Annotated in this window: 27 protein-coding genes; 15 read left to right on the top strand and 12 right to left on the bottom strand. The window is 58.9% G+C overall.

Going from position 1 to position 23,399, the window contains the following annotated elements:
• Positions 1-93 precede the first annotated feature (93 nt).
• On the top strand, positions 94-843 hold the full coding sequence (locus GOW04_RS15260) for a zinc-ribbon domain-containing protein (protein WP_171233123.1): 750 nt from the start codon (positions 94-96) through the stop codon (positions 841-843).
• A gap of 3 nt (positions 844-846) precedes the next feature.
• On the opposite strand, the gene GOW04_RS15265 is transcribed toward GOW04_RS15260, so the two are convergent.
• The 5 genes from GOW04_RS15265 to argH form a co-directional block, all read right to left on the bottom strand.
• Positions 847-3,390: a TIGR02302 family protein gene (locus tag GOW04_RS15265; protein ID WP_371814408.1), complete on the bottom strand. Its 2,544-nt coding sequence runs from the start codon at positions 3,388-3,390 to the stop codon at positions 847-849.
• 37 nt (positions 3,391-3,427) lie between these two features.
• Complete coding sequence (gene lysA, locus GOW04_RS15270) at positions 3,428-4,693, bottom strand: diaminopimelate decarboxylase (protein WP_171233124.1); 1,266 nt, start codon at positions 4,691-4,693, stop codon at positions 3,428-3,430.
• A 62-nt stretch (positions 4,694-4,755) separates the two neighbouring features.
• Positions 4,756-4,911, bottom strand: a complete 156-nt coding sequence (locus GOW04_RS15275; protein ID WP_171229797.1) for a hypothetical protein — start codon at positions 4,909-4,911, stop codon at positions 4,756-4,758.
• 87 nt (positions 4,912-4,998) lie between these two features.
• Positions 4,999-5,196 (bottom strand): hypothetical protein, encoded by a 198-nt coding sequence (locus tag GOW04_RS15280; RefSeq protein ID WP_171233125.1) that lies wholly within the window; start codon positions 5,194-5,196, stop codon positions 4,999-5,001.
• Positions 5,196-6,584, bottom strand: a complete 1,389-nt coding sequence (gene argH / locus GOW04_RS15285; protein WP_171233126.1) for an argininosuccinate lyase — start codon at positions 6,582-6,584, stop codon at positions 5,196-5,198. Before argH ends, GOW04_RS15280 begins: the two co-directional genes overlap by 1 nt.
• A 21-nt stretch (positions 6,585-6,605) precedes the next feature.
• Here argH and GOW04_RS15290 point away from each other — a divergent pair, with 21 nt between their 5' ends.
• The 11 genes from GOW04_RS15290 (at position 6,606) to GOW04_RS15340 (ending at position 15,037) form a co-directional block, all read left to right on the top strand.
• On the top strand, positions 6,606-7,172 hold the full coding sequence (locus GOW04_RS15290; protein WP_171233127.1) for a TlpA disulfide reductase family protein: 567 nt from the start codon (positions 6,606-6,608) through the stop codon (positions 7,170-7,172).
• A gap of 72 nt (positions 7,173-7,244) precedes the next feature.
• Positions 7,245-7,604, top strand: coding sequence for a hypothetical protein (locus GOW04_RS15295; RefSeq protein ID WP_171233128.1), 360 nt, complete (start codon positions 7,245-7,247; stop codon positions 7,602-7,604).
• Between the two features lie 84 nt (positions 7,605-7,688).
• Positions 7,689-8,018, top strand: coding sequence for a hypothetical protein (locus tag GOW04_RS15300; protein ID WP_152456810.1), 330 nt, complete (start codon positions 7,689-7,691; stop codon positions 8,016-8,018).
• Between the two features lie 59 nt (positions 8,019-8,077).
• Positions 8,078-8,464 (top strand): hypothetical protein, encoded by a 387-nt coding sequence (locus tag GOW04_RS15305; RefSeq protein WP_171233129.1) that lies wholly within the window; start codon positions 8,078-8,080, stop codon positions 8,462-8,464.
• Entirely contained in the window at positions 8,461-9,432 is a 972-nt protein-coding gene (locus tag GOW04_RS15310; protein ID WP_152456808.1) for a sterol desaturase family protein, read from the top strand. Before GOW04_RS15305 ends, GOW04_RS15310 begins: the two co-directional genes overlap by 4 nt.
• Positions 9,433-9,525: 93 nt before the next feature.
• Positions 9,526-9,714 (top strand): hypothetical protein, encoded by a 189-nt coding sequence (locus GOW04_RS15315; RefSeq protein WP_171171185.1) that lies wholly within the window; start codon positions 9,526-9,528, stop codon positions 9,712-9,714.
• Positions 9,715-9,817: 103 nt separating this feature from the next.
• The gene (locus GOW04_RS15320; protein ID WP_171233130.1) at positions 9,818-10,651 is read left to right on the top strand and encodes an EAL domain-containing protein; all 834 of its coding nucleotides are present in this window, start codon (positions 9,818-9,820) and stop codon (positions 10,649-10,651) included.
• Between the two features lie 190 nt (positions 10,652-10,841).
• Positions 10,842-12,017 carry an acetyl-CoA C-acetyltransferase gene (locus tag GOW04_RS15325; protein WP_152456805.1) on the top strand — a complete coding sequence of 392 codons (1,176 nt, stop codon included), beginning with the start codon at positions 10,842-10,844 and terminating at the stop codon, positions 12,015-12,017.
• Between the two features lie 186 nt (positions 12,018-12,203).
• Complete coding sequence (phbB, locus tag GOW04_RS15330) at positions 12,204-12,926, top strand: acetoacetyl-CoA reductase (RefSeq protein WP_152456804.1); 723 nt, start codon at positions 12,204-12,206, stop codon at positions 12,924-12,926.
• Positions 12,927-13,226: 300 nt separating this feature from the next.
• Positions 13,227-14,174: a transcriptional regulator GcvA gene (locus tag GOW04_RS15335; protein ID WP_171233131.1), complete on the top strand. Its 948-nt coding sequence runs from the start codon at positions 13,227-13,229 to the stop codon at positions 14,172-14,174.
• Positions 14,171-15,037, top strand: coding sequence for a DMT family transporter (locus GOW04_RS15340; protein ID WP_171233132.1), 867 nt, complete (start codon positions 14,171-14,173; stop codon positions 15,035-15,037). The genes GOW04_RS15335 and GOW04_RS15340 overlap by 4 nt, the downstream gene beginning before the upstream one ends.
• Here the strand turns inward: GOW04_RS15340 and GOW04_RS15345 are convergent.
• The 3 genes from GOW04_RS15345 to GOW04_RS15355 all read right to left on the bottom strand — a co-directional run bounded on the left by GOW04_RS15345 (position 15,034) and on the right by GOW04_RS15355 (position 16,305).
• Entirely contained in the window at positions 15,034-15,198 is a 165-nt protein-coding gene (locus GOW04_RS15345; protein WP_083445267.1) for a YdcH family protein, read from the bottom strand. The two genes, GOW04_RS15340 and GOW04_RS15345, sit on opposite strands and share 4 nt — an antisense overlap.
• Before the next feature lie 115 nt (positions 15,199-15,313).
• The gene (locus GOW04_RS15350) at positions 15,314-16,093 is read right to left on the bottom strand and encodes a tRNA1(Val) (adenine(37)-N6)-methyltransferase (RefSeq protein WP_171233133.1); all 780 of its coding nucleotides are present in this window, start codon (positions 16,091-16,093) and stop codon (positions 15,314-15,316) included.
• Entirely contained in the window at positions 16,090-16,305 is a 216-nt protein-coding gene (locus GOW04_RS15355) for a DUF2007 domain-containing protein (protein ID WP_152456800.1), read from the bottom strand. The genes GOW04_RS15350 and GOW04_RS15355 overlap by 4 nt, the downstream gene beginning before the upstream one ends.
• Before the next feature lie 56 nt (positions 16,306-16,361).
• On the opposite strand from GOW04_RS15355, the gene GOW04_RS15360 reads away from it, so the two are divergent.
• Positions 16,362-17,360, top strand: a complete 999-nt coding sequence (locus tag GOW04_RS15360) for a polyprenyl synthetase family protein (protein WP_171171195.1) — start codon at positions 16,362-16,364, stop codon at positions 17,358-17,360.
• Here the strand turns inward: GOW04_RS15360 and GOW04_RS15365 are convergent.
• The 4 genes from GOW04_RS15365 to soxR all read right to left on the bottom strand — a co-directional run bounded on the left by GOW04_RS15365 (position 17,353) and on the right by soxR (position 22,218).
• On the bottom strand, positions 17,353-18,174 hold the full coding sequence (locus GOW04_RS15365; protein WP_171233134.1) for a 4-(cytidine 5'-diphospho)-2-C-methyl-D-erythritol kinase: 822 nt from the start codon (positions 18,172-18,174) through the stop codon (positions 17,353-17,355). The two genes, GOW04_RS15360 and GOW04_RS15365, sit on opposite strands and share 8 nt — an antisense overlap.
• Positions 18,164-19,834 carry a tetratricopeptide repeat protein gene (locus GOW04_RS15370; protein ID WP_171233200.1) on the bottom strand — a complete coding sequence of 557 codons (1,671 nt, stop codon included), beginning with the start codon at positions 19,832-19,834 and terminating at the stop codon, positions 18,164-18,166. The genes GOW04_RS15365 and GOW04_RS15370 overlap by 11 nt, the downstream gene beginning before the upstream one ends.
• A 145-nt stretch (positions 19,835-19,979) precedes the next feature.
• Positions 19,980-21,626, bottom strand: a complete 1,647-nt coding sequence (locus tag GOW04_RS15375; protein WP_171233135.1) for an electron transfer flavoprotein-ubiquinone oxidoreductase — start codon at positions 21,624-21,626, stop codon at positions 19,980-19,982.
• A gap of 136 nt (positions 21,627-21,762) precedes the next feature.
• On the bottom strand, positions 21,763-22,218 hold the full coding sequence (gene soxR / locus GOW04_RS15380; RefSeq protein ID WP_171119728.1) for a redox-sensitive transcriptional activator SoxR: 456 nt from the start codon (positions 22,216-22,218) through the stop codon (positions 21,763-21,765).
• Between the two features lie 86 nt (positions 22,219-22,304).
• On the opposite strand from soxR, the gene GOW04_RS15385 reads away from it, so the two are divergent.
• On the top strand, positions 22,305-22,685 hold the full coding sequence (locus GOW04_RS15385; RefSeq protein ID WP_171206067.1) for a VOC family protein: 381 nt from the start codon (positions 22,305-22,307) through the stop codon (positions 22,683-22,685).
• Positions 22,686-22,916: 231 nt separating this feature from the next.
• Positions 22,917-23,387, top strand: a complete 471-nt coding sequence (gene greA / locus GOW04_RS15390; RefSeq protein ID WP_170346321.1) for a transcription elongation factor GreA — start codon at positions 22,917-22,919, stop codon at positions 23,385-23,387.
• Positions 23,388-23,399 lie beyond the last annotated feature (12 nt).

Here is a 23,399-nt window from a genome sequence, read left to right on the forward strand (position 1 = left end):
GCGAAACCGAAAACGCTCTTTGCTGTTGGGTCTTAACCGAATATCATTCCTGAAAAAACTATTATCGGCCCTTCGTCCGGCCGAGGAGGCAGCATGCGTCTTACATGTCCGAATTGCAGTGCGCAGTACGAGGTTCCTGACGAGGTCATCCCCGAGGAAGGCCGCGACGTACAGTGTTCCAACTGCGATCAGACCTGGTTCCAAGCGAAGCACCCTGCCGAAGCCGCAGAGGCACCGGACGAAAAAGCGAAAACCCCTGAACAGGATGACGCATCGCCCGACGTGGTCGACGCTCCGCAGGACGTTGAACCGGAACCTGTTGAAGAAGCGGTATCCGAAGACAAGCCAGAAGTTGATGAACCCGCCGCGCCCACCGGGAATGTCGATCCGTCCGTCGCCAGCATTCTGAGAGAGGAAGCTGCCCGCGAAGCGGAATTGCGGGCGCAGGAAGGCAGCAGCCTCGAAAGCCAGCCCGATCTGGGGCTGGATACGCCGCCAGAACCCCCAGAACCCAAGGTGCGCCCCAAGCGGCCTTCGGCTTCGGAAACCGCTGTCGATGCCGGGCAGAAAGACGCACTGCCGGATGTCGAAGCCATCAATTCGACCATGCGATCAGATGAGCCGGAAGAGGTCCCGCAGCCACCCCGCAAATCGGGCGGATTCCTACGCGGCTTCGCGTTGATGCTGATCATCGGCGTGGTTTTGTATCTGATCTATGGAAATGCCCAACAGATCAGCGAAGCGGTCCCTCAGGCCGACCCGTTGTTGAGCTCATACGTGTCGCTTGTGGATCAGGCGCGTATCTGGCTTGAGGCACAGGCTGGATCCGGTGCCCAGAACTGAGGTCTAGAACCGCTCCAACAAACGTTTCAGGTATTCCAACTCGATCTGGGGGCGGTCCGATTCCCCGGTTCTGCGCCGGATTTCATCCAGCAGTTCCCGCGCGCGCCGATACACGTCTTCGCCTTGCAGCAAATTCTCATCTGTTGAAATCGAACCGGCGGCACCCGGATTTCGGCCCAGCGGATCGCGGTTGTTGGCTTGCATATCGCCATCCTGCGTACCCTGACCCGGCTGATTCTGCTGGTTCTGCGCCATCGCCTCACCCAACGAACGCATCCCTTCGCGCAGGGCTTCCATCGCCTCGGATTGCCGGTCGATGGCTTCGGCCAGATCATCCCCACGCAGGGCCTGTTCCGCCTCGTCCATGGCGCGCCCGGCCCGATCCAGCGCCTCGCGCGCGGCGTCGCCTTCGGGCGTACCGGCACCGGGCAACCCCTGTTGCTGGCGGCTCAGCTCATCTCTCAGCGCTTGCTGCCGATCCGCAAGTGTGCCTTGACCCTGCTGGCCTTCGCCAGCCTGATCCGAGCCTTCCCCTTGACCGCCCTGACCTTCGTGGCTTTGCCCCCGGCCTTGCCCGCCATTGCGTCCCTCATTGCCCTGGCTTTCACCGGATTGAGCGCCTGGGTTGAACTGTTCCTGCAAATCACGGAAGGCCTGATCGCTCAGCCCTTGTTGCTCGCGCAGAGTTTCCGCAAGACCTTCCATGGCCTGCTGACCTTCGGACTGCTGCCCTCCGCTCTGACCCTGAGTCACACGCATGTTTTCCATCATCTGCTGGAACTCTTCCAGCGCCTGCTGGGCTTCGGCCATTCGGCCCTGTTCCATGAGCTCCTGAATGCGGTCCATCATGCGTTGCAGATCATCCTGCGTCATTTGCAGGGACTCGCCGTTCTGGCCCTGCTGACGCTCGCCATCTTCGCCGTTTGGCTGAGCCAACCGTTGCAGCTGTTGGAGGTAATCCTGCGTCGCTTCGCGCAATTCCTGCATCAGTTCCGCGATTTCCTCGTCGCTGGCCCCGTTCTTCATTGCTTCGGTCAAGCGTTCCTGCGCACGCCGCATCCGTTCCAGCGCATCCGCAAGCGTGCCGTCCTCGATCAACACGGCAAGATCCCAGAGCGCCTGGGCGATCTCTGCCTGCTGTTCGGGTTTCAACCCGTATTGATCAAAGGTCTCAAGCCGCCGCAGCACGACCCTCAGACGCAAATAGGCAGTTTCCGAACGAAACAAGTCCTCTGGCAGATGCGATACAGCCCGCAGCAGTTGCGCGATCCGAGGCGCATTGGACCGCGACCACAGCAGATCGCGCCGTTGTTCAATCACCGCAGCGGCCAGCGGATCAAAGAACCGACGGGCCGGAAGGTCGGTCACATAAGGTTCGGAAGACGATTGCTGATCCGCCGCGTCCGTAGCCATCAAGGTGATCCGGACCGGCAAATGCGCCCATGGGTGTTGCGAGAAGTCCTCGATCAGTTCTTCTGCAAAATCCGCCCGATCGCCGGTGATCGGCATAGGCAGTTCAACTGCGATCGCTTCGCGTGGCTCGGGCTCTGCTGCCAGACCATAGCGGCGGTCAACGGCAGCCAGATCCAGCTCGATCCGGGCAGAGCCTGAAACCACACCATAGTCATCTCCTGCGACGAATGGCAGCTTCATCTGCCCGCCCGCTTCGGCCTCAGCCGATCCAGCCACGGCTATCTGTGGTGCCGTGTCGTCAATGATCTCAACGGCCCATTCCCGCCCCGCTGGCCCGTCGATGCGCAACTGGCCAGAACGTTCTGCCACGAACTCCTGCTCGGGGTCGGTCGCCGCCTCGGCCCCCAGGGCCGAGCTGTTTTCCGTCAGGCTATGTGCGCCAACCTCACCATAAAGCCGCAAGGTAACGCGACTGCCTTTGGGAACGGCAAGCTCTGCATCCGTTTGGTCCGCAAGATACAGCGTTGGAAGGCCCGTATAGCGCGGGGGTTCGACCCATCCTTCCCAAGTCGGCCCTTGCCCGGCGACGGCAGTGCCCGGGGCCATGTCCGCCACAGACCCCACGCGCCACAATGAGCCGAAAACCAGCGCTACGACAAAAGCCAGCAACGCCGCGTAGCGCAGTGCATAAGGATCTCGCGATGCCAGCCGAAGATCTGGTTTCACGGCCTCGGCCGTTGCGACCCGTTGCGCCATCCGGTCTTTGTGGGCTTGCCACAGCGCCACGGAATCCCGATCGGCCGCACCAATAGCCTGATCATCCATCAAGGCCTGAATTGGGCGTCCCGGCAAGGTCTCATCCAGCCGCACCAAAACGTCGGCGCGCGAGGGCAACTTGAGACCCCTCAGGCCAAGCACCGCGGCCGTCAACAACAACCCCAGGGACAGCGCGCCAACTGCCCAGACGATTTCCACGGAAACAACATCTTGAAGCCCCAGCATCAATGCCGCAAGCAGAACAAGTGCAATCGAGAATGCCGACCAGAACGCGCGCAACACCTGTTCAGCCACCATGCCGACATGGGTCAGCCAAACGGACAGGCGCGGAACGGGCAGGTTTGAACGGTCGGACAAGACGGGCCTCCGGGGTTAGGCCCGCGCGGTCATCGCGTCAAAGCCATGAAGGTATGGTATCGCGGTTTATGATTTCGTCAAAGCTTGGTCGTTCACGAATGACTGCAAATTGATCACCATTGACCAGAACCTCGGGGATCAGCGGGCGGGTATTGTACTCGCTGGCCATCACCGCGCCGTAGGCACCCGCGCTGCGGAAGGCGATCAGGTCACCCGATTTCAGCGGCGGCATGTTGCGTTGTTTGGCAAAAGTGTCACCGGATTCGCAAACCGGGCCCACGATGTCATAGGCTTGCTGTTCCACGCCTGCCGCCGGTTCCTGCACCGCGACGATATCATGATGCGCCTCATACATCGCCGGGCGGATCAGATCATTCATGGCGCCGTCGACAATCAGGAAATCACGGCCTTCGCCCGACTTCACATAGATCACTTTGCTGACCATCAGCCCCGCATTGCCTGCGATCAGGCGGCCCGGCTCGATCTCGATCTCACAGCCCAGATGGCCCAGTGTTTTCTTGATCAACGCGCCATATTCCACCGGCAGCGGCGGCGCGTCATTCGAGCGGGTATAGGGGATGCCCAATCCACCGCCCAGGTCAAGACGGCGGATGTTGTGGCCTTCAGCCCGCAACTGCTCGGTCAGTTCGGCCACTTTCGCATAGGCCAGCTCGAATGGCTCGAGTTCCGTCAGCTGCGAGCCGATATGGACGTCGATGCCGATCACCTCCAGTCCCGGCAGGCTGGCCGCATGCGCATAGACGTCCGAGGCGCGGGATATCGGAATTCCAAATTTGTTCTCGGACTTGCCGGTCGCGATCTTGGCGTGGGTCTTGGCATCAACATCCGGATTCACCCGGACCGTGATCGGAGCAACCACACCCAATTCCAGTGCAACGGCGTTGATCACTTCCATCTCGGGCTCGGATTCGACGTTGAACTGACGGATGCCACCGGTCAGCGCGGTACGAATCTCATCCGCCGTTTTGCCCACGCCAGAGAACACGATCTTGTCGCCGGGAACGCCCGCTGCCTTGGCGCGCAGGTATTCCCCGCCCGAGACCACGTCCATCCCCGCGCCCGCCTGTGCCAGAGTTTTCAGGATCGCCTGATTGCTGGCCGCTTTCATCGCATAGCAGACAAGGTGGTCCGTGCCGTCAAGCGCATCGTCGAACAGTTGAAAATGCCGCAGCAAGGTTGCGGTGGAATAGACATAGAACGGCGTTCCGACCGCAGCAGCGATTTCGGAGACAGGGACATCCTCGGCGAAAAGCGCGCCGTCGCGGTAGAGAAAATGATCCATGTCTGCGCGCTTAGACCAGAAGATGGCTTCGAATCAATGGATTCCGAACCCATCGACCAAGTTTAATTTCGGGTCGAAACTCCAACCCGGCCATAGCCCGAGATCGAAACTCCGGTGCCCGATTGCTTGGGCTCTGCCGCAGGTTCCGGGCGTCTTGCCGATGTAGGTTCGCAAGCCGTCAAAGCCGCAAATACCAGAAACAGTCCTAGTGTTCTCATTTCAGTATCTTTTCTTTGGATGACATGCGCACCGACATGCCACCTCACGTTGGTGGATATAAAACCGATGCGCAATATGAAAGTGGCTTAGAATCCCAGGTAAATCCCCAGCGGCCCACGGCTTAGACCTACGCCACCGCCTACATACGCTCCACCAGAGCCAACGCCGATGGTTGCACTGACAGTTGGCTGAGCGGGCGCCGGCTGAACGGGTTCACCGTCGGCTCCGCATCCGGCCAGCATTAGGCCGGACCCTGCAATCAGAATCGCGCGCAGCACGGTCATCACACCATTGCCTTCCATCGTTCAACCTGAGCACGCACCTGATCCGGGGCCGTGCCACCATAGGACTGGCGTGAGTTTACAGAATTTTCGACACCAAGGACAGAGTAGACGTCATTTGTGATCTCGGCATGGACCGATTGCATGTCGTCCAGCGTCAGATCGGGCAGGTCGCAGCCCTTCTTCTCGGCCATGGCCACCAGCGATCCGGTAACATGATGCGCGTCGCGGAAGGGCAGGCCCAGCACCCGCACCAGCCAGTCGGCCAGATCGGTCGCGGTGGAGAAGCCCGAACCGGCGGCGGCGGCCAGGCTGTCACGGTTGGCGGTCATGTCCTTGACCATGCCTTCCATCGCCGCCAGCGCCAGCATCCAGTTGTCAGCGGCGTCAAAGACCTGTTCCTTGTCTTCCTGCATATCCTTGGAATAGGCCAGCGGCAGCCCCTTCATCACCATCATCAGCGCCGTGTTGGCGCCAAAGATCCGGCCCACCTTGGCACGGATCAGCTCTGCCGCATCGGGGTTTTTCTTCTGCGGCATGATCGACGATCCGGTCGAGAACCGATCCGACAGGGTGACAAAGCGGAACTGCGCCGAAGACCAGATCACCAGTTCCTCGGCAAAGCGCGACAGATGCACGGCGCAGATCGAGGCCACCGACAGGAACTCGAGCGCGAAATCGCGGTCGCTGACCGCATCCAGCGAGTTCGCGGCTGGGCGGTCAAAGCCCAAGGCTTCCGCTGTCATGTGACGGTCGATGGGGAAGGACGTTCCGGCCAAAGCCGCCGCACCCAAGGGCGATTCATTCATCCGGGCGCGGGCGTCACGGACGCGGGACAGATCGCGGCCGAACATCTCGACATAGGCCATCATGTGGTGGCCCCATGTCACCGGCTGCGCAGTTTGCAGATGCGTGAAGCCGGGCATGACCCAATCGGCCCCGGCCTCGGCCTGCGCCAAAAGCGCGCGGATCAGGGCCAGAATGCCCGATTCCGCCGCGTCCAACTGATCGCGCACCCATAGCTTGAAATCGGTTGCAACTTGGTCATTCCGCGAACGACCGGTATGCAGACGGCCTGCAGGCTCTCCGATCACCTCTTTCAGCCGCGCCTCGACATTCATGTGGATGTCTTCCAGCGCGGTCGAGAACTGAAATTCACCGTTCTGGATTTCTGACAAAACGGTGAGCAGCCCTTCCCGAATGGCCTGCGCATCACTATCAGTAATAACGCCTGTGGCAGCCAGCATGGCGGCATGGGCGCGCGAGCCTGCGATGTCCTGGGCTGCCATCCGCTGATCGAACCCGATCGAGGCATTGATCGCCTCCATGATCGCGTCTGGTCCGGCGGCAAAGCGGCCGCCCCACATCTGGTTCGAGGATTGATCGGTCATGTTGGAAAACCCGGAGTTGATATGCGCCTTATTCGTCTGATCCCCCTTTATATGGCCCTTGCGCTGGGTGCAAACGCCGCTTTGGCCGCCGATGCCGAGACGCTTGCCCCCTTGCGCGAGGACAGCCTGAAGCGTCTGATCCTGCATTCACAGCCCAAGCCGGTGACGCCGGTGGACTTCGAGCTTGAGGATGACGGCGGCACAGCCTCGCTGGAGGATTACAAAGGCAAATACGTTCTGCTGAACTTCTGGGCCACATGGTGTGCGCCGTGCCGCAAGGAAATGCCCCAGATCGCCGAGTTGCAGGCAGAGTTCGGAGGCGACAAGTTCGAAGTGCTGACGCTGGCCACCGGGCGCAATTCGCCTGCCGGGATCAAGAAGTTCTTCGAAGAAAACGGCATCGACAACCTGCCCCGCCATCAGGACCCTTCACAGGCCGTTGCGCGCGAGATGGGTGTGATCGGCCTGCCAATCACCGTGATCATCGACCCCGACGGCAATGAAATCGCCCGTCTGATCGGCGATGCCGAATGGAATTCCGACAGCGCCAAGGCGATTATCTCGACTCTGGTTGCGGCCGAAAGTTAACGCGTTTAGCAAAATCGCGGAATTGTGTTACCCTCCCACGCGTTAAGAGTGGGAGGTTTTTTTATGAGACACATGAAATTAGTTTTAGCAATTTCCGCAGCACTGGTGATCGCCGGTACCGCGCATGCCGATTACAAACGGATCAAAACCGCAAAACAGTTCAACGCTGACATTGTCGGAAAGAAGCTGGTCGACGAGCAGGGCAATGTGTTTGTTGCAAATGCCGACGGCACAATTTCTGCCAAACTGAAAAGCGGCAAGACGTTCAGCGGAACCTGGGTCTGGAACAAAAAATTCTGGTGCCGAAACGGAGTATTGGACGGCAAGGCACTGGGCACGGATTGTCAGCTTTGGGAAATTGACGGGGCCACGGCCCGAATGACCCGTGAAAAAGGCAAGGGCAAAACAACCATTTATTCGATCAACAACTAAAGGCGTCAGCCCCTTTCAATCTCGTGATATACTGTTCCTGCCCTGCCGGACAGGGCAGGCATATTGTTGGAAATGGAGGCAATGATGAAACCCGTCGTACTGCTGATCGGACGGTTGCCAAATGTGATCGGTGATGTGGCGCGGCAACTGGATCATCTGCCGATTCAGTGGCTGGGCGCACATGACACGGACGAGGTTCGGAAACAGCTGGATGCCGAGCCCCGGATTGCCTGCGCCATCTTGGGCGCGGGGCTTGACGACACGATCCGAGGTGAAATGGTGGGCATTATTGCCGCCCGCCGCCCAGATATCTGCATCCATCTGAAGGATCGTACATCCGGCCCCGAGGGGCTGGTGCCTTTCGTCGAACGTGTGGTGCAACACGAGATACTGGAACGGCTGGAAAACAGCTGACGCAACGCCACCTTTGACAGAGTTTCAACTCCTTTGCACTCTGCGCTCAGGAGGATGGAATGCCACTTGAAATTCTACTGGCGCTGGTCGTCGGCGGCATAGCTGGTGTCACCCTGTTATTGCATCTCACCGGCAGGTCGCAGCAGGTAAGGCTTACGCCCGACATTGCACGATCACAATGGGCACGTCACTTTCCGGACGATGATGTGGTCGACGTCACGGTTTCCCATGATGGCCACGCCGCGGTGGTGCGCACCAGTTCGGGCAATGGGTTGCTTTGGTCCTTCGGGGCCGACACCGTGGCCCGGCATCTGGTGGACTATGATCTTCTGGATCATCCGGAAGGCTTTGAGATTCTGTTTCACGAATTCTCGGTGCCCAAAACACTCATCCGACTGGACGATTTCGAACGCCATCACTGGCGTGACCTGATGGAGCCCGCATGACAGACCAAATTAGTTTTCCCGATGCGGTACAATGGGCCGTTCCCTTTTTCATCGCAGCAATTCTGGCCGAGTTTCTGTGGATCGCAGTCAAAGGCAAAGGCGGGCGTTATGAAACACGCGATGCGGTGACCTCTTTGATCATGGGGGCCGGAAACATCGCATCGGGTTTTTTGCTGGGCTTTATCGCCTATGCGTTTTTCATGTGGCTGTGGCAGATCACACCGATGAACCTAGGTACGTCAATTCCGGTTATCATCCTGTGCTTTGTCCTGGACGATCTGCGTTACTACTGGGTCCACCGCTTTGGCCATCGCATCCGCTGGGTCTGGGCCAGCCACGTAAACCATCACAGCTCGCAGCACTACAACCTGACGACCGCGCTGCGGCAGACCTGGACCTATACGTTCACTTTCATGATGGTCGTACGCGCCCCGCTGATCCTGCTTGGGTTCCATCCTGCGATGGTTTTGTTCGTCGGTGGCCTCAATCTTATCTATCAGTTCTGGATTCACACCGAGGCCATCGGCAAGATGCCCCGCTGGTTCGAGGCCATAATGAACACGCCCAGTCACCACCGCGCCCATCACGGCCGCAACGCACGCTATCTGGATTGCAACTATGCCGGGGTGTTCATCATCTGGGACAAGCTGTTCGGCACCTTCGTCCCCGAGCAGGAGGACGACCGGGTGGACTATGGTCTGGTGCACAATATCGGCACCTTCAATCCCCTGCGGGTGGCCTTTCACGAATGGGTGGCCATCTGGCGCGACGCGACCCAGCCGGGCCTGACCCTGAAACAGCGGCTGGCCTACTGCTTTGCCCCACCGGGGTACAGCCACGATGGCAGCCGGGACAGTTCGGAACAGATCAAGGCCAAGCATCTGGCGCGCCACCCGGAAGACCGCGGAACGCCAGGTTTTGAGCATCTGGACAAAAAACTGCCCAGCGGACAAGCAGAACAGGCCTGAAACGGCCGGCTGGAACCTGCTTGTGCCTTGAATCTCGGCCGTTGAACGCCATATCAGACGACAGGCGCCATGTATGAGTGAGCGAGGGTCGGTATGAATCGTTTGGCAACCATTTCAACATTTTTCGGCCTGTTCGGCCTGTTGATGGCCATGCTCGCAGCCCTTGGGGGCGCCATTGCAGCCCTGATCGCGTTGGGTTTTGCAATGATGGCCCTAGGTGCGATGGGCGCGATACTTGGAGCGGCAGCTTCTTTGACGCGCGCGTGGCAATCCACCCGCTGAGCCCGCGAGACGGAAATTTTTCCGACCCCTTAACCGCAGATTCATCTCTTTGCCCCGAGACTGTGACCGGACACCTGTCCCGGACACATGGGAATCCGCGCTTATGGGAAGCAAAAAACTGGCACATCTGCCTGAAGGGTCGGACAGCCCGTTGAATGCGGCAGTTTCGACACGGGATCGTTCGGTTGTGCAGATGGCAACCGATGCCGTGAAGCATAAGCAATGCAAACTGGCCTTTCAGCCGGTGATACAGGCGCACGCCCCGTACAGTGTCGCGTTTTACGAAGGGTTCATTCGGGTTCTGGACGAAACCGGCCGCGTTATCCCGGCCCGCGAATTCATGCCTCAGGTCGAAAACACGCCTATCGGCCGCGAACTCGACTGCGTGGCGCTGGAGCTTGGGCTGCGTACCTTGGCGAAGAACCCGGAAATACGCCTGTCGATCAACATGTCTGCCCGCTCGATCGGTTATTCCAACTGGTCGAGAATACTGGACAGGTTTCTGAAACGAGATGCCGGCTTGGGCGAACGGTTGATTCTCGAGATTTCCGAAAGCTCGGCCATGCAGGTGCCCGAGCTGGTTGTCGATTTCATGGACCGATTGCAGGATCGTGGCATCGCCTTTGCGCTGGATGACTTTGGTGCCAGCAACTTCAGCTTCCGCCATTTTCGCGAGTTTCTGTTCGACGCTGCCAAAATCGATGGCCAGTTCGTGCGGGGCATCAGCACCGACCCCGACAACCAGACATTGGTGCGGGCCCTGATCGCGGTGGCCCGTGAATTCGAGATTCTGGTCACGGCCGAATCGGTTGAAACGCAGGAGGATGCCGCGTTTTTGATGGCAAGTGGCGTGGATTGCCTGCAAGGATTCTTGTATGGCGCACCCAGCGTCGCGGAACCCTGGAAACAGGAAAACAAATCAAAAACAGGAAGTTGATTGCCTGTTCATCGACATTTTCCTACCATTTCCGACACTGAGACAAGCTGCCCGTTGCTGCATGTGCAGCGTTGCGCTATTGCAAGGGTACTTGAGCGGGGGATCACGGGGCGCTCTTGTTTCGAAAGGACACCTTTCGACCTGCGCCGTCAGAAATTCCGCTGGCCCATGACGGTAAAGGACTGATCATATGACCAACGTAGTAATCGCATCCGCCGCACGAACAGGTGTCGGCAGCTTCAGTGGTTCGTTTGCGAACACCCCTGCCCATGATCTGGGCGCTGCCGTCCTGGAAGCAGTTGTCGAGCGCGCCGGAGTGGAAAAAGGCGAAGTCAGCGAAACCATCATGGGTCAGGTTCTGACTGCCGCCCAGGGCCAGAATCCCGCGCGTCAGGCGCATATCAATGCCGGCCTGCCACAGGAAAGCGCCGCATGGGGCATCAATCAGGTTTGTGGCTCGGGCCTGCGCGCCGTTGCTTTGGGCGCCCAGCATATTCAGCTGGGAGACGCGGAAATCGTCGCTGCTGGTGGTCAGGAAAACATGACGCTGTCACCCCACGCCGCCGCGCTGCGCGCCGGTCACAAGATGGGCGACATGAAGTATATCGACACGATGATCCGCGATGGTCTTTGGGATGCTTTCAACGGCTATCACATGGGTCAGACTGCCGAGAATGTTGCGCAGAAATGGCAGATTAGCCGCGAGATGCAGGATGAATTCGCCGTTGCTTCGCAGAACAAGGCCGAAGCAGCCCAAAAGGCCGGCAAGTTCGCAGACGAAATCGTGCCCTTCACCATCAAGACCCGTAAGGGCGACATCGTGATGGACAAGGACGAATACATCCGTCATGGCGCAACCATGGAGGCGATGGCCAAACTGCGTCCGGCCTTCACCAAGGACGGTTCGGTCACAGCTGCCAACGCCTCGGGATTGAACGACGGTGCGGCCGCGACGCTGCTGATGTCAGCCGAAAACGCTGAAAAGCGGGGAATCGAACCTCTGGCGCGCATCGCGTCCTATGCGACCGCCGGGCTGGACCCTTCGATCATGGGCGTCGGCCCGATCTACGCATCGCGCAAGGCACTGGAAAAAGCAGGCTGGTCGGTAGACGATCTGGACCTGGTCGAGGCCAACGAAGCCTTTGCCGCGCAGGCTTGCGCGGTGAACAAGGATATGGGCTGGGATCCGTCGATCGTGAACGTAAACGGCGGCGCCATTGCCATCGGCCATCCGATCGGTGCTTCGGGGTGCCGTGTTTTGAACACCCTGTTGTTCGAAATGAAGCGACGCGATGCGAAAAAGGGTCTGGCAACCTTGTGCATCGGCGGTGGCATGGGCGTTGCCCTTTGTGTGGAGCGCGACTAAGCGCTTTGACAATCAAATAGAATTAGGCGCCCAGTGGGCGCCTTTTTTTGTTACATTGAGGTTCTAACCCTTGGATGCGACGATATTGCCGCCCGGAGACCGAGATTCAAAACGAAACAATATTGCGCACAACCATCTCTCAGAGTAACAGCATTACTAAGACGACTAAAATTGAAGGAGTCATAAATGGCACGAACAGCACTCGTAACCGGCGGTTCCCGCGGCATTGGCGCAGCAATTTCCAAGGCGCTAAAAGCCGAAGGATATAACGTTGCGGCCACCTATGCAGGAAACGACGAAGCAGCCGCAAAATTCACCGAAGAAACCGGGATCAAGACCTACAAGTGGAACGTCGCGGATTATGACGAATCCAAAGCGGGCATCGAAAAGGTCGAAGCTGAGGTTGGCCCCATCGATGTGGTCGTCGCCAATGCTGGCATCACCCGCGATGCACCGTTCCACAAAATGACGCCGGATCAGTGGAAAGACGTGATCGACACCAACCTGACTGGCGTGTTCAACACCGTGCACCCCATCTGGCCCGGCATGCGCGAGCGCAAGTTCGGCCGTGTCATCGTCATCAGTTCGATCAACGGTCAGAAAGGCCAGTTCGCTCAGGTGAACTATGCTGCGACCAAGGCGGGTGACCTGGGCATCGTGAAATCCCTGGCGCAGGAAGGCGCGCGGGCGGGGATCACTGCCAACGCGATCTGCCCCGGCTATATCGCAACCGAAATGGTAATGGCAGTGCCTGAGAAGGTGCGCGAGTCCATCATTGGTCAGATCCCAGCCGGCCGCTTGGGTGAGCCGGAGGAAATAGCGCGCTGCGTGGTCTTCCTGGCATCGGACGATTCGCAGTTCATCAACGGTTCGACGATCTCGGCCAACGGTGCGCAGTTCTTCGTCTGATCCAGAGTTGTGAACAAAAAACGGGCCGGTCCTTTTGGGCCGGCCCTTTCCGATCCCGTAAGAACGCGCGCGCTGCGATCAGCGGGAACCGAATATCCATCCCCAAAACTGCCAGACCACCCTGCTGCGCTCTTGGTGGGCACGCAGGATCGCCATCTGGGCGGCGGGATTCGTCGTCATCTCGATCATGGCAGTCTCCTTTTTTCAAATCAGTTTTGTTTGACCTGATGTGAATATGGAGGCTAAAAACAAACACGACAAACGAGCTTTCTTGAGACTTCAGTTAAGTTTTTCTTCACTATGAGTGACTATCTGCCTCCGCTGACCGCGTTGCGTGCTTTTGACGCCGCAGCCCGGCACATGTCTTTTTCGAAGGCGGCGGAAGAGCTGCATGTGACGCCAGCTGCCCTGTCCTTTCAGATCAAGTCGCTTGAAGAACACCTTGGCCGGCCGCTGTTTCGTCGTCTGAACCGCGCCGTAGAACTGACCGAGGCGGGCCGTGCCCTTGCGCCTGGTACGGCAGAAGGGTTTGCCACCTTGCAAGCCGCATGGCGTGCGGTGCGCAGACAGGAAGATGACACAAGCCTGACCGTCACCGCGGGCCCAGCTTTGACCGCCAAGTGGTTGGCGCCGCGGCTTTACGAATTTGCTCGGGCGCATCCCGAGATCGATCTGAAATTCTCGGCCACGCTGCGCAACATGGATCTGGAACGGGACGACGTGGACGTCGCCATCCGCTTCGGGAATTCGGCCGATGACGGGCTGTATTCCGTTCCCGTCAGAAAGGAATGGCTGACCCCTGTCATGACCCCCGAACTTGCGGAACAATTCACCACGCCGGAAAGCCTTGAAGGGGCCCCGCTGATCCATGACGATTCGATCAGCTTTCTGACCCCGCCTTGCGATTGGCCCGCTTGGTTCCGTGCCGTGGGGGTGGATTTCACTCCGACCCATGGCGCGCATTTTTCCAATGCCGATCACGCGATTGATGCCGCTGTTGCCGGTGTCGGCGTGGCACTGGGGCGACGCGCCATGATTCTCAAGGACCTGACCGAAGGCCGCTTGGTTGCGCCGTTCAAGGTGGCCCTGGAAACACAAGGCCGGTTCCGGTTTCTGTGCCTGCCGGGGGCTGAAAAGAAACCTCAGATCGCGGCGTTTCGCGATTGGTTCCTGACCGAGATTGAAAAAACCGCGCATATATCGGATGAGTTCAAAATCATACCGATTGAAGAGGTTTCCCGCCCATGACCAAAATGCGCGCAACGGCCATCGGCTTCGTGGCTGTCTTGCTATGGGCCTTGCTGGCATTGTTCACTGTCGGGTCGGCACCCACGCCGCCCCTGCTGCTGAACACGATCTGCTTTTCGATTGGTGGTACGCTTGGGCTTGTCTGGGCGACGGCGACAGGTAGTCTGAGCGATCTAAAGCAAGTCCCCTGGACGACCTACCTGTTTGGCGCATTGGGCCTGTTTGGCTATCACGCGCTGTATTTTTCGGCCCTGCGCATGGCGCCGGCTGCCGAGGCCGGGCTGATCGCATATCTCTGGCCTCTGCTCATTGTGCTTCTGTCGGGCCTGCTTCCGGGTGAACATCTGCGTATCGGCCACCTGATCGGGGCCTGCCTTGGATTCGCAGGGGCCGCTGTCATCATTGCAGGGGGTGGCGGCGCGGGCTTTCAGGCCCAATACCTGCCCGGATACGCATTGGCTTTGCTTTGCGCGCTGACATGGTCGGGCTATTCCGTTCTATCACGCAAACTGGAGGGCACGCCGACCAGTTCCGTCGCAATATTCTGCCTTGCGGCTGCACTGGCTTCGGGTCTGCTGCATCTGGCTGTGGAAGATACTGTACTGCCCGATACGGCACTGGGCTGGGCGTCGGTGCTGGCACTCGGCCTTGGGCCCGTCGGGCTGGCGTTCTACGTCTGGGACATTGGCGTCAAGCAAGGCGACATTCAAATCCTCGGAACCTCATCCTATGCGGCCCCGTTACTGTCGACCCTTGCTTTGGTAGTGGCCGGGATCGCGACCCCGTCCTGGGGGCTTGCGATCGCGGCCTTTCTGATCACCGGCGGGGCCTTGATCGCGGCCCGCGCCAGCCTGAAAACTTAAGCGGACAGGCGTTCGATCTCTTCTTTCAGCTTGAGCTTCTGTTTTTTTAACTGAGCAATATGGAGATCATCGATACCTGGCGAGCGTTGGGCTTGTTCTACTTCTAGACCGAGAGATTCGTGCTTTTTCTTCAGTTCCGTCAGATGTGCGCTCACGCTCATTGCGATCCTCCTTGTTTATGTGTCTGTATGTCACGTAAGAATTTGACCACATCGTTTCCACCCTGTCACGCTGCAGACGCACAGAATCTGTAACAAATCCGACAAATTCGGCTGGTCATTGCCGATGGCACAAGTTCCGAGGCAACGGAGCGGCGTGTCGAAGCACGGCTGAGACCGCTTCGGTATAGCTTTCACCGTCATTTTCGTGGCGCTCACCGGCGTGCAGAATCAAAGGCGCATGGAGGCGAAATGCCGCGCGTCCCCCTTTGCGGGCGCTCAGGATGACCAGCTCTGCCTCGCGGCCCACCCGCGCGCTGAGCGGCAGCACCTCGATTGAACCCAGTTTCCCTTCACAAGCCGTCAGCATATCGGGAAGACGGTCGGCTTTCTGGATCATGTGCAGGAACCCCCGAGGGGCAAGGCGTTTGGCCGCCACGGTGATCCAGTCGATCAGAGGCGTATTTTCACCCAGGGCAATGCTCCGCCCTGTGTCGCTGGCGGGGCTATGCGCCCCAGAACGGTAATAGGGCGGGTTCGCGATTACGTGATCAAAGTGCCGCTGTCGGAGGTCATCAGGCAAAGCGTTCAGGTCAGCCTCGATCACATCCAGATCACAGCTGTTGATTTCCGAATTGCGACGGGCCAGATCCGCATAGGCCGGTTGCAATTCGATCCCAACCATTTGCAGCCCCGGCACCCGCGCGGACAGGCACAGAATGGCAGCCCCCGCGCCACATCCCAGTTCCAGCACGGATTGCCCGACCTTTGCAGGGACGGATGCCGCAAGCAGAACAGGGTCCATCCCGGCGCGGTAACCTGACGCAGGTTGCAGCAATCGCACACGGCCGCCAAGGAAATCGTTGCACGTCAATTCATTGTCGTCGAAGCGCATCATCGGCCCAGCGGGATCTCGTTGTCGCGCATCACACGCTCGGCCCGGGTCAGGTCTTCGGACCGAACCATCAGTCGACGGGGGAAGATCCCGATACCACCTTCGAGGATGCTCATATTTACGTCCATCTGAAAGCAGTCTATATCCTCGCCCTCAAGGAGAGCGGATGCAAAGGCCAGGATTGTCGGATCGGTACTGCGCAACAGTTCTTTCATGGGGATGGATGTAAGGGCAAGGCGAGGCGAAAGTCGAGCCTTGTATCAGGAGTGTGATGACCGTCGACATGATCTCAAAACCGCATGAGCGTCTGGCTGAAATTCTGGCGGGCGAGATGGAGGCCGTGAACGGGCTGATCCGCACGCGGATGGCGTCGGACCATGCGCCACGCATCCCGGAAGTGACGCGGCATCTGGTCGAAGCAGGTGGAAAACGCCTGCGCCCGATGCTGACACTGGCCGCAGCACGCCTGTTTGGCTATTCCGGCGACCACCACGTGCGCCTTGCTGCGACGGTCGAGTTCATTCACACCGCCACCCTGCTGCATGACGACGTCGTGGATGAAAGCGCACAGCGACGGGGCCGCCCGACCGCCAATCTGCTTTGGGACAACAAATCCAGCGTTCTGGTTGGCGATTACCTGTTTTCACGCAGTTTCCAGTTGATGGTGGAAACGGGCTCGCTGCGCGTTCTGGATATCCTGGCCAATGCCTCTGCAACCATTGCCGAAGGCGAAGTGCTGCAAATGACGGCCGCAACCGATCTGCGCACGGATGAAAACGTTTATCTTCAGGTCGTGCGCGGCAAGACAGCGGCATTGTTTTCAGCCGCGACCGAAGTGGGCGGCGTGATCGCAGGTGCCTCGGAAGAGCAGGTCAAAGCGCTTTTCGACTATGGCGATTCACTGGGCATCGCGTTCCAGATTGCCGATGACCTGTTGGATTATCAGGGCGACAGCAAAGCGACCGGGAAGAATGTTGGCGATGACTTCCGTGAACGGAAACTGACCCTGCCCGTCATCAAAGCCGTGGCGCAATCCACGCCGGAAGAACGCGCCTTCTGGGAGCGTACGATCGAAAAGGGCCGCCAACAGGACGGGGATCTGGATCAAGCGCTGGGTCTGATGAACAAATACGCCACGCTGGAAGAAACCCGGCAAGACGCTTTGGGCTGGGCCAACAAAGCCAAGGCGTCGCTGGAGGTGCTGCCGGATCATGAGATTCGCAGCCTGTTGCGCGAATTGGCCGATTACGTGGTTTCACGTCTCAATTGAGCTGTGTGGCGCGGCACCACCAATCAGGATGGGCTGCGCCGATCTCATAGGCCGCAAAATGCGCGTCTTTCATCGTCGGATAAAGCGCAAAACAGGTTGATCCTGACCCTGACATTCGCACCACGAGCGCGCGATTGGTCATCGTCAACTCGTCCAAAACCTGTTCGATCTCAGGTGCGACGTTCATGGCGGGCACTTGCAGATCGTTGCGTTGATTGCGCAGCCACTGGGCGCACTCATCGGCATTTTCAAACTCAGGTGCGCTTTCAGGCATTGGCGGGTTGTCTCTGGACGCCAGCGCGTTGAAAACGGCACCGGTGGGCACCTGTACATTCGGGTTGACCAAAAGGGCGGGCAGGTGCGGAAGGTTCACCGCCGTCAAACGATCGCCAATGCCCTGCATTCTGATCGCCCGACCTTCCAGGCAGACGGGGACATCCGCCCCCAATGACAACGGCAGGCCCTGCGGGAGGTCGTGGCCCTGATCTGCCAGGGCCCCAAGCGTGGCCGCAGCATCAGACGACCCTCCGCCAATGCCCGCCCCATGGGGCAGGGACTTGGTCAGTTGGATATGACCGGTCCAACCGACAGCTTCTGCCGCCCTCCAGACCAGGTTTCGGCTGTCCGTGGGGACTCCGCCGGCAAACTCGCCGCGAACGTCCATGGACAATTCGGGGCCGGGGGTGAATGTCAGCCGATCACCCAGATCGGCGAATACAACCAGCGAATCCAACAGGTGATAGCCGTCGTCTCGACGGCCAGTCACATGAAGGGTCAGGTTGATCTTGGCGGGCGCAAACGCCTTAATTTCCATTGGCGACTTTCAATGGCTCCGAACCTTCTTCGGCCAGAACGGCATCCAGCCCGACTTCGATCTTGCGCCGGATTCGATCCGGATCGGCTTCGCCGTCCGTGTCTTCCGGGTCGATGAAGGACAAGGCGCGGCTCCACTGAAACTCGGCCTCGCGCGCGCGGCCGACAGCCCAGTAGACGTCACCCAGATGATCGTTGACCACCGGATCCACCGGCATCAGCTCAACCGCACGTTCCATGTGTTCGACGGCCTCGTCGTAACGCCCCAGACGGAACAGAACCCAACCCAGACTGTCCACGATATAGCCACTGTCCGGACGCGCAGCTACTGCGCGCTCGATCATATCCAATGCTTCATCCAGCTTTTCTTTGCGCTCAACCAGCGAATACCCCAGGTAATTCAGAACCTGAGGCTGATCCGGGTTCAGCTCCAGCGCCCGGCGGAAATCAGCTTCGGCCTGATCCCATTGCTTCAGCCTTTCATGACTGATTCCGCGAGCATAATGCAGGAACCAATTCCCACCCGCCGCGTTGTCCGTCAGCGCGATCGCAGTGTCATAAGAGGCCACGGCAGCGGCATAGTTTTCCTGTCGGCGCTGCAAGTCTGCCAAAGCGACATGCACACCCGGAAAATCAGGGTCTTGCGCAGCCAGGTTCTGCAACACCTCGATGGCCGCATCGGTTTTTCCCGAACGGTCCAGAACTTCGGCCCGGCCCAATTCGGCCGCATGGTGATCGTTGCTGTCCGCCGGGACCAGGCGGTATGCCTCAACCGCCAGATCATATTGCTGCAAGTTGTCCAGCAGATCCGCGCTCAGCAAAATGGCATCCACATGATCGGGGCGCAGGAAACTGGCCAAGCGTGCGTACAGCAGAACGTAATCGGCCGAAGCTTCGCTGTTCAATGCGGCACCGACGGTGAAAAAAATCTCGGCCATGCCGTCCTGAGCGGATCGGACATGGGTGAACGGCAGTGTTTCACCCGCCGCCAACTGGCTCAAATACGCCTCGATGGTCGGGTCACTGCCCGCCACAAACACATCGTCCAGAAACTGAATGGCGTCTTCGTTGCGATCCAGCTGCGACAGAATCTCGGTGCGGGCCAAAGCAGCACGACGAGAGAACCGGGCAACCGTTCCATCATTGTCGGCAAGTATCGCCTCGGCGCCTTCGAAATCACCGATAGACGCCAATGCCATCGCCTTGTGGTAAAGCGCAAATTCCCTGAGGCCATCCTGTGTGGCGACAGAATCGAACTGTTCCATCGCCTTGGTCATCTCACCCTGCCCCAGATGGGCCCAGGCGATCATCAGGCCGTCAACAAGGGGGCCAACTCCCTGTGTTTCAGGGTCCCGGGCCAGCAGGTCGTCAAATTTCCCATCGGCGATCAGATTAGCCGAAATCACCATACGCGCTGCCTGGCTGGGCAAGTTTGCTTCCTCGATCTGCTGGGCGATCGGCAGCGCGCGCGCCACTTCCCCCAAAGCGATGCGTGCAACGACAACGCTTTCCTGCAACAGCGCATTTTGGGGATCAAACCTGAGGGCCTGAGCGTAATATCTTTCAGCGGCAGAATAGTCGTTTTCGTAAATCGCCTGCCGCCCGGCCAGATAAGACCCGGCGCCCGTTTCCGAAAAGGCCGGAACCGCGACCGACGACATGAACAGCACGGACAAAGCCGCGCGACGAACCAGGGAAAACACCGAAATCCTGCCTTGCTATCGTTGACTGAGGGGTAAGCTAGGGCTTCGGCAGGCAAGAGGCAATGGCAGAGCCTTCACAGCGCCGCCATTGCCCGTTTTTTGCTTACATGTTCGGATAGTTTGGACCGTCGCCGCCCTGCGGTGTGGTCCAGGTGATGTTCTGGCTGGGATCCTTGATGTCGCAGGTTTTGCAGTGAACGCAGTTCTGGAAGTTGATGACGAACCGCGGGCCGCTCTCATCCTCGACCACTTCATACACGCCCGCCGGGCAATACCGCTGCGCCGGCTCGTCGTATTTGGGTAGGTTGACCTTCACGGGGATCTCGGGATCGGCCAGACGCAGGTGGCAGGGCTGGCTTTCCTCGTGGTTTGTCGCTGCGAACGAGACATTCGTCAGACGATCGAAGGACAGCGTTCCATCCGGCTTTGGGTAATCGATTGGCTGGTGCTTGCTGGCATCCTCGGTCGATTCCGCGTCGTTCTTGCCATGGCCCAACGTGCCAAACAGCGAAAAGCCAAACGTGTTGGTCCACATATCCAGACCACCCAACATCAGGCTGGCGGTCAGACCCCATTTCGACCACATCGGTTTGACATTACGAACCTTCTTCAGGTCGGAGCCAATCGCGCCATTGCGAACTTCGGTCTCGTAAGCCGTCAGCTCATCGCCCGAACGCTCGGCCTTGATCGCTTCGAAAGCAGCCTCGGCTGCAGCTTTGCCTGACAGCATCGCGTTGTGGTTGCCTTTGATGCGCGGCACGTTGACCATGCCCGCCGAACAACCCAACAGCGCCACGCCCGGCGCGACCAGTTTCGGCATCGACTGATAGCCGCCTTCCGTAATCGCACGGGCGCCGTAAGCGACCCGCTTGCCGCCTTTCAGCAGATCGGCCACCATGGGATGGTGCTTGAAACGCTGGAACTCCATATAGGGGTACAGATGCGGGTTCTTATAGTTCAGGTGCACCACGAAGCCGACATAGACCTGATTATTTTCAAGATGGTAGATGAAGGATCCGCCGCCTGCGTTGCTGCCCAAAGGCCAGCCCATCGTGTGCGTCACGCTGCCTTCCTTGTGCTTGGCAGGGTCGATCTCCCAGATCTCTTTCATGCCGACACCATATTTCTGCGGCTCTTTGCCGGCAGACAGGTCGTATTTGGCGATCACTTCCTTGGACAGCGACCCGCGCACACCTTCTGACAGGAAGACATATTTGCCGTGCAGCTCCATCCCCGGTTCGGTGTTGGGGCCATAGGAACCGTCTGCCTCAAGGCCAAAAACGCCCGCTACGACGCCTTTGACTTCGCCATTGTCGCCATAGACCATTTCCGAGCAAGCCATGCCCGGAAAGATCTCGACACCCAGTTCTTCGGCCTGCTCAGCCATCCAGCGGCACACATTGCCCATCGAAACGATGTAGTTGCCGTGGTTGTGCATCAGCGGCGGCATCGGGAAGTTCGGGATACGGACCTGGCCTGCTTCACCCAGCATGTAGAACTTGTCGTCCTTCACGGGCACATTCAGCGGCGCGCCTTTTTCTTTCCAATCCGGGATCAGCGCGTCCAGACCACAGGGATCAAGAACCGCGCCCGACAGGATATGCGCGCCAACCTCGGACCCTTTTTCCAGAACGACAACGTTCAGGTCGGCATCCAGCTGTTTCAGACGAATGGCCGCCGACAGTCCCGCAGGACCTGCACCCACGATCACCACATCGTATTCCATCGCTTCGCGTTCAATCTCGGCCATCGCGGGCTCCCTAGCTAACTTTCCGAATTGGCGCTGTCACCGCATGATCTGCGCAATTTTGTTTCACGGCTGATTACATGGTCGGAAAGACATTGGTCAATCGAAACACGGCGTAACAAGGGCGCTATTCGACACATCACCCCTCTGGTGCATCCCCCATCAGGTACCTGGGACCGCTACCATGCGATTTTGCCCGGTCATCGGGGTTGTAGAGCGCGCATTTCGGCAGGCTCAGACACCCGCATCCGATGCAGCCATCCAGATTGTCGCGCAACCGCTTTAGGGTGTCGATTCGCTGATCCAGATGGGCCCTCAGCTGTACGCTGATCGCCTTCCAGTCCTGAGGCGTCGGCGTGCGGTTTCCGGGCAGGCCCGACAGCACCCGCCGGATTTCCGGCAGCGTCAGGCCGAACTGCTGCGCAATCATGACAAAGCTCAGCCGCCGAATATCGGCCCGCTGATAGCGCCGCTGTCCGCCCGCGTTGCGCCAGGGCGAAATCAGACCCTGCGCTTCGTAATACCGGATGGCCGACACGGCCAGACCTGTGCGCCGGGCCAATGCGCCAATCGCCAGCCCCTCTGATGCCGCCATCAAACCCTCATAAAAAATTCCTTGACCTAAAGTTAGGTTTAGAAATTACGCTGAGTCGGGACAAGCCAAAAAACACAGGAGATCCCATGATGGCGACGCTTGAACACACCAACTTCACTGTCCGCGACCCGAAGGCCTCGGCCGATTGGATGCAAAAGGTCTTTGGCTGGAAAACCCGTTGGGAAGGCCCCGCAATTGCCGGCGGGTACACCGTGCATGTCGGCTCGGCCCATACGTATCTGGCACTGTACAAACCTGACGACCCGAAGCAGTCGGATGAAAGCAGCTATGATGTGATCGGCGGGCTGAACCACGTGGGTGTTCTGGTCGAAGACATCGATGCCACCGAAGACAAGGTTCGCAAGGCAGGATTCGAGCCCCACAACCATGCCGATTACGAACCAGGGCGCCGGTTCTATTTTCGCGATGACAACGGGATCGAGTTCGAAGTGGTGCAATATGATTGAGATGATTTGGCTTTGCACCCCATCGCAGCGTTGGCGCAGGTCGCGGCATCCCGATCATCGGCACAGGCCCCACCCCAAATCAAAACGGCGCGAAGTCGCGAATTGATCGCTGCTGACGCTGTCACCTCTTGCAATTCACGTGGCATTTGGGTCAGGTAACTGCCAATCTAACATTCGCCCCGACGCTCCTGTGCGGCGGGGCGACTCAATTTATGCGTGGACGTAGAGAGTATGGAAAAGATCCCGATGACGCCTGCGGGCAATGCCGCGCTCGAGGCTGAGCTGAAGAACCTCAAATCCGTTGAACGCCCGGCGATCATCGAAGCCATCGCCTCGGCGCGCGAGCTGGGCGACCTGAAGGAAAACGCCGAATATCATTCTGCCCGTGAAAAACAGGGCTTCATCGAAGGTCGCATCAAGGAACTGGAAGGTATTCTGTCGCTGGCTGATGTCATCGACCCGGCAAAATTGTCGGGTGCGGTCAAATTTGGCGCAAAAGTCACATTGGTCGACGAAGATACCGATGAAGAAAAGACCTGGCAGATCGTCGGTGAATACGAGGCCAATATCGAAAACGGCCTGCTGAACATCAAATCCCCCATCGCCCGCGCCCTGATCGGCAAAGATGAAGGGGACAGTGTCGAAGTGCGCACACCCGGCGGCGTGCGCTCTTACGAAATTCTGAGTATCGAGTACGCCTGACCGGAGCGCATG

The organism is Ruegeria sp. HKCCA4812 (assembly GCF_013034245.1).
In the GTDB taxonomy this organism is placed as follows: Bacteria; Pseudomonadota; Alphaproteobacteria; order Rhodobacterales; family Rhodobacteraceae; genus Ruegeria.

Coding starts and splice junctions, on each gene's coding strand:
- GOW04_RS15305 (WP_171233129.1), top strand. CDS start 8,078: ATGCCACTTGAAATTCTACTGGCGCTGGTCGTCGGCGGCATAGCTGGT.
- GOW04_RS15275 (WP_171229797.1), bottom strand. CDS start 4,911: ATGAGAACACTAGGACTGTTTCTGGTATTTGCGGCTTTGACGGCTTGC.
- GOW04_RS15290 (WP_171233127.1), top strand. CDS start 6,606: ATGCGCCTTATTCGTCTGATCCCCCTTTATATGGCCCTTGCGCTGGGT.
- soxR (WP_171119728.1), bottom strand. CDS start 22,218: ATGGCGGCATCAGAGGGGCTGGCGATTGGCGCATTGGCCCGGCGCACA.
- argH (WP_171233126.1), bottom strand. CDS start 6,584: ATGACCGATCAATCCTCGAACCAGATGTGGGGCGGCCGCTTTGCCGCC.
- GOW04_RS15295 (WP_171233128.1), top strand. CDS start 7,245: ATGAAATTAGTTTTAGCAATTTCCGCAGCACTGGTGATCGCCGGTACC.
- GOW04_RS15335 (WP_171233131.1), top strand. CDS start 13,227: ATGAGTGACTATCTGCCTCCGCTGACCGCGTTGCGTGCTTTTGACGCC.
- GOW04_RS15300 (WP_152456810.1), top strand. CDS start 7,689: ATGAAACCCGTCGTACTGCTGATCGGACGGTTGCCAAATGTGATCGGT.
- GOW04_RS15340 (WP_171233132.1), top strand. CDS start 14,171: ATGACCAAAATGCGCGCAACGGCCATCGGCTTCGTGGCTGTCTTGCTA.
- GOW04_RS15370 (WP_171233200.1), bottom strand. CDS start 19,834: ATGTCGTCGGTCGCGGTTCCGGCCTTTTCGGAAACGGGCGCCGGGTCT.
- GOW04_RS15310 (WP_152456808.1), top strand. CDS start 8,461: ATGACAGACCAAATTAGTTTTCCCGATGCGGTACAATGGGCCGTTCCC.
- GOW04_RS15355 (WP_152456800.1), bottom strand. CDS start 16,305: ATGAAAGAACTGTTGCGCAGTACCGATCCGACAATCCTGGCCTTTGCA.
- GOW04_RS15325 (WP_152456805.1), top strand. CDS start 10,842: ATGACCAACGTAGTAATCGCATCCGCCGCACGAACAGGTGTCGGCAGC.
- GOW04_RS15350 (WP_171233133.1), bottom strand. CDS start 16,093: ATGATGCGCTTCGACGACAATGAATTGACGTGCAACGATTTCCTTGGC.
- phbB (WP_152456804.1), top strand. CDS start 12,204: ATGGCACGAACAGCACTCGTAACCGGCGGTTCCCGCGGCATTGGCGCA.
- GOW04_RS15345 (WP_083445267.1), bottom strand. CDS start 15,198: ATGAGCGTGAGCGCACATCTGACGGAACTGAAGAAAAAGCACGAATCT.
- GOW04_RS15360 (WP_171171195.1), top strand. CDS start 16,362: ATGACCGTCGACATGATCTCAAAACCGCATGAGCGTCTGGCTGAAATT.
- GOW04_RS15315 (WP_171171185.1), top strand. CDS start 9,526: ATGAATCGTTTGGCAACCATTTCAACATTTTTCGGCCTGTTCGGCCTG.
- GOW04_RS15260 (WP_171233123.1), top strand. CDS start 94: ATGCGTCTTACATGTCCGAATTGCAGTGCGCAGTACGAGGTTCCTGAC.
- GOW04_RS15385 (WP_171206067.1), top strand. CDS start 22,305: ATGATGGCGACGCTTGAACACACCAACTTCACTGTCCGCGACCCGAAG.
- greA (WP_170346321.1), top strand. CDS start 22,917: ATGGAAAAGATCCCGATGACGCCTGCGGGCAATGCCGCGCTCGAGGCT.
- lysA (WP_171233124.1), bottom strand. CDS start 4,693: ATGGATCATTTTCTCTACCGCGACGGCGCGCTTTTCGCCGAGGATGTC.
- GOW04_RS15365 (WP_171233134.1), bottom strand. CDS start 18,174: ATGGAAATTAAGGCGTTTGCGCCCGCCAAGATCAACCTGACCCTTCAT.
- GOW04_RS15280 (WP_171233125.1), bottom strand. CDS start 5,196: ATGACCGTGCTGCGCGCGATTCTGATTGCAGGGTCCGGCCTAATGCTG.
- GOW04_RS15320 (WP_171233130.1), top strand. CDS start 9,818: ATGGGAAGCAAAAAACTGGCACATCTGCCTGAAGGGTCGGACAGCCCG.
- GOW04_RS15375 (WP_171233135.1), bottom strand. CDS start 21,626: ATGGCCGAGATTGAACGCGAAGCGATGGAATACGATGTGGTGATCGTG.